The 3791-nt window shown below is 44.6% G+C and carries 3 protein-coding genes; 1 reads left to right on the forward strand and 2 read right to left on the reverse strand.

What is annotated here, in order from left to right:
- Window positions 1-1070 (forward strand): alanine/ornithine racemase family PLP-dependent enzyme (locus AC3DOM_RS16465; RefSeq protein WP_487920126.1); only part of this gene is annotated, 1070 nt, incomplete at its 5' end.
- A 430-nt stretch (window positions 1071-1500) separates the two neighbouring features.
- On the opposite strand, the gene AC3DOM_RS16470 is transcribed toward AC3DOM_RS16465, so the two are convergent.
- A complete protein-coding gene (locus AC3DOM_RS16470; protein ID WP_487920127.1) occupies window positions 1501-2760 on the reverse strand; it encodes an ArsB/NhaD family transporter in 1260 nt (419 codons plus the stop codon).
- Window positions 2760-3641 carry a CBS domain-containing protein gene (locus AC3DOM_RS16475; protein WP_487920128.1) on the reverse strand — a complete coding sequence of 294 codons (882 nt, stop codon included), beginning with the start codon at window positions 3639-3641 and terminating at the stop codon, window positions 2760-2762. Before AC3DOM_RS16475 ends, AC3DOM_RS16470 begins: the two co-directional genes overlap by 1 nt.
- Between the last annotated feature and the right edge of the window lie 150 nt (window positions 3642-3791).

Below are 3791 nucleotides of genomic sequence, written 5' to 3' on the forward strand. Positions count from 1 at the left end.
CAAAGATATTAATGCCAAGAATAGAAATCGCCCTCTCTCAAATTCAGGATAATGCCCGGATGCTGTCCGAACTATATGGACAAAAAGGGATTTCTCTGATGGGAGTCTCCAAAGCAGCATTAGGAGATCCCCAGGTTGCCAGGGCAATGATCCAGGGCGGCGTAGATTTGATTGCTGACTCTCGTCTTGAGAATATTCAAAGAATGAAAAAGGCAGGGATCTCGATCCCCTTTGTTCTGCTGCGCACAGCACCAAGTCAGGCAGAAAGCGTTGTCAGAACTGTTGATATCAGCCTTAATACGGAATTTGAAACTATACAAGAATTATCCCGCTTCGCAAAAAAGCAGAAAAAGACCCACAAAATCATTCTAATGGTAGAGCTGGGCGACCTGCGAGAGGGAGTGCTTCCATCCGAGCTTCCTCTCTTAGTAAAAAGCATCCAGGACCTGCCGAATATTGAAATCACTGGCATTGGCACCAATCTGGCTTGTTACGGCGGGATTAAGCCAGATAATCAAAATATGGACAGGTTATCTCAAATAGCGAATTCGGTTGAAAAGGATTTTCAGCTCCAATTAGAAATCATCTCAGGGGGGAATTCAGCAAATCATGACTGGGTTCAATCTACGCAAAATGTTGGCAGGATCAATAATCTACGCCTGGGTGAATCACTTTTATTAGGAAGAGAGACCATTGGTCGCAACCCCATTCCTGGTTTACATACTGAAGCCTTTAGGCTGGTTGCTGAAGTGATCGAGTCAAAAGAAAAGCCTTCTTTGCCAATTGGCGAAATTTCCCAGACTGCCTTTGGAGATGTGCCCACCTTCGTTGATCGCGGCATTCGGCGCAGAGTGATCGTCGCGTTGGGCAGGCAGGACGTTCTCATTTCTGGCCTCAAACCAATCAGCAGCGACCTGGAGATACTCGGCGCCAGCAGCGATCATCTTATTCTGCACAGTCGAAACCACACACTAAAGATCGGTAGCGAAGTTGAATTTCATCTGGATTACGGCGCTCTCCTATCAGCAATGACCTCCCCCTTTATTGAAAAAGTTTTTCTGAACTCCTAACAAGAAAATCAAGTTTTGAAACGTCGTTGATATGTCATTTTCAATTTCAAACACTTTTTTCAACCCATCTTTCTGGACTTTAACAGTTTTTACCTGTTTTCCATCGAACCCTCATCTGTGGCTTAATCATGGCGGTTTCCAATGGGCCTGTATTTTTTGACTTCCTGCTGCGTTTTTCAGGTCCAACCACGAGCAGAGATACTATCTATCCTTAAAGCGGGGATATAGCGCATTTCGTAGCCCGTCAGCGAACAAATTGAACCCCAAACCAATTGGTTGAAGGTATTGAAAATGCCTCACTGGGGTTTAATTGTGTGCTAGACTTCAACATCCTCTTTGCGTAGGCGTTCTTCTGCTCAACCGCGAAGCTTTATGGGTGCAGCACTCAAGTCAAAATCTTGTGCGAGACGGCTTCATATCTCCTTATATTTTAGAGGTAAAGCAACCAAACGTATCCGCTTGCCAGGATCAGGGACATCACAGTTGTGATCACACCATAGCTTAAGAAACGCCCGAAGCTGATTGGATGTCCACTTTTTTCGGCAAGACTGGCCACGACCACATTGGCGGCTGCGCCCACCAGGGTTAAATTACCGCCTAGATCTGCGCCCAAGGCCAATGACCACCATAAGGTTTCTGCTGGCATAACCTGGGCCAGGTTTTTCACGATCGGGATCATGGTAGCTGTATATGGGATATTATCGACAATGCCGGATGCAATCGCCGAAAACCAGATCAGGAGCATGGACGTAAGGGATACGTCGCCTCCGGTTAGACGTAATGCTGCATCGGCAACTATCTCAATTAGCCCAACTTCAACAACAGCTTCTACCGTAATGAATAGCCCAAAGAAAAAGAACAGGGTTGTCCATTCTATATCGCGCAGAGCATGATGAGGGTCTGTTTTGCTCCAAAGCATCAAAAGGGTTGCACCAGTTAGGGCGATGGTTGCAGGCTCCAGATGTAATGCACTATGTAATAAAAATCCCAGGATAACTGCTGTTGTAATAACCAATGATTTGCGTAGCAAGACAGGATCAGTTATCAATGCGGATGTATCTAATCCCGCAATATCTATGCTGGATTGGTCTTGGATAGTCAGTTCTTTTTTAAATAAAAAGCGTGCCAAAACGATGAATGCCAGCAGAATGATCAGGGAAATTGGCCCCATATTCACGGCAAAGGTCACAAAATCGATATTGGCTGCACTACCAATTAAAATGTTAGGCGGGTCACCGATCAGTGTTGCCATACCTCCTATATTGGAAGCCAGTATTTCAGCAATCAAAAAAGGGATGGGGCTAACCCGCAACGTTGAGGCCACAAATAAAGTCACTGGAGCAATCAGAATTACAGTGGTTACGTTATCTAATAATGCTGAGGAAAAAGCAGTGATAAGAGAAAGGAGGATGAGCACTCGAAAGGGATCCCCTTTTCCTAAGCGAACTGCTTTCAAAGCAATCCACTGAAACACACCAGTTTCTTTTAGGACATTGGCGATGATCATCATGCCAGCCAAGAGGAAAATCACGTTCCAGTCAATCGAATGAAAAGCTTGCTCCTGAGGCAGCACAAAGAGAATCATTGCCAACCCACCCAAAAGCGCCGAAATTGTGCGATGTATTTTTTCGCTGACGATGAAGGCGTATGTTAGTAGAAAAATACTGCCTGCTAACCATAAGGGGTCCATTAGTTCTCCTCTGAAAGGTCAGCATCGTCGTTAATATGGATGAACAACGATAATAATTCTAACAAGTTGATATAACCAACAACCCGGTATAGGTCATCAACTATTGGTAATCCGGACAGTTTATTGTCATGCATTCGTTTGAAAGCTTCTGCAACAGTATCGTCTCGTTTGACCCAAACTGGTGGCGTCATAGCATCTTGAGCTGTAAGTGTGCGCGTCTTCGTAGCATAATCCATTAATTTTTCCAAATCTGTAATCTCGCCAAGGAATTCTTCTGGCAAAATATGAAAAAACAGATCATCTGCTAATACGGCCAGCTTTAATAACCCAATTAAACGCCCATCTTTGGCAACTACTGAGGCTAAATGTACTCTGGGATGCACCAACATGGCTAGTACGACGTCTTCTAATTGGGTGTCAGCAGGCACAATAGTTGGTTCCAGACTCCAAAGAGAATCCACAGATTCTACTAGGGTATCGCGAAGAATAGACCAGTCTGATCGAAGTGATGGTGGGGACACTTCTTGCACAGGTTTGGGAGATGCCTTATACACGCCCAGCGCTTGTGATACTGGCAAGACTAATACCACTCCGCTATTGGGTCGATCAAAACCACCTACAATGCGTTCGGCTTCAGCAATTGCCTGAGCTAATAAATCTTCATCCTCAAAGACTGCCATCAGCGTTCGGGTTTCAACTTCTTTAGTTTCAAAGAGCTTATTGATTGCGCCTAAACCAACTCGACTGAGCCAGTTGCGTGAGGCATGACCACCGGCGCTTTGCAGGATCGTGGTGCCCGGAACACCAATCTCTCGCCAAACCCCCAATAAATCTGGCAATACGCTGGTGTCATTCAAAATAACGAGTAGTAAATTTGACATATTTCTCCTTAGATATCAAATGCATGCATAAAGCTACGCTAGTTACCGTCACCAAGGGTGACGGTAACTGATTTATAAAAAATTTTATAAATCCCTAATGCATTAATAGTTGTAATTATTAGGATATATTCTTTGAGTATGCCCCCTGAG

Source organism: Candidatus Desulfolinea nitratireducens (genome assembly GCF_982879505.1).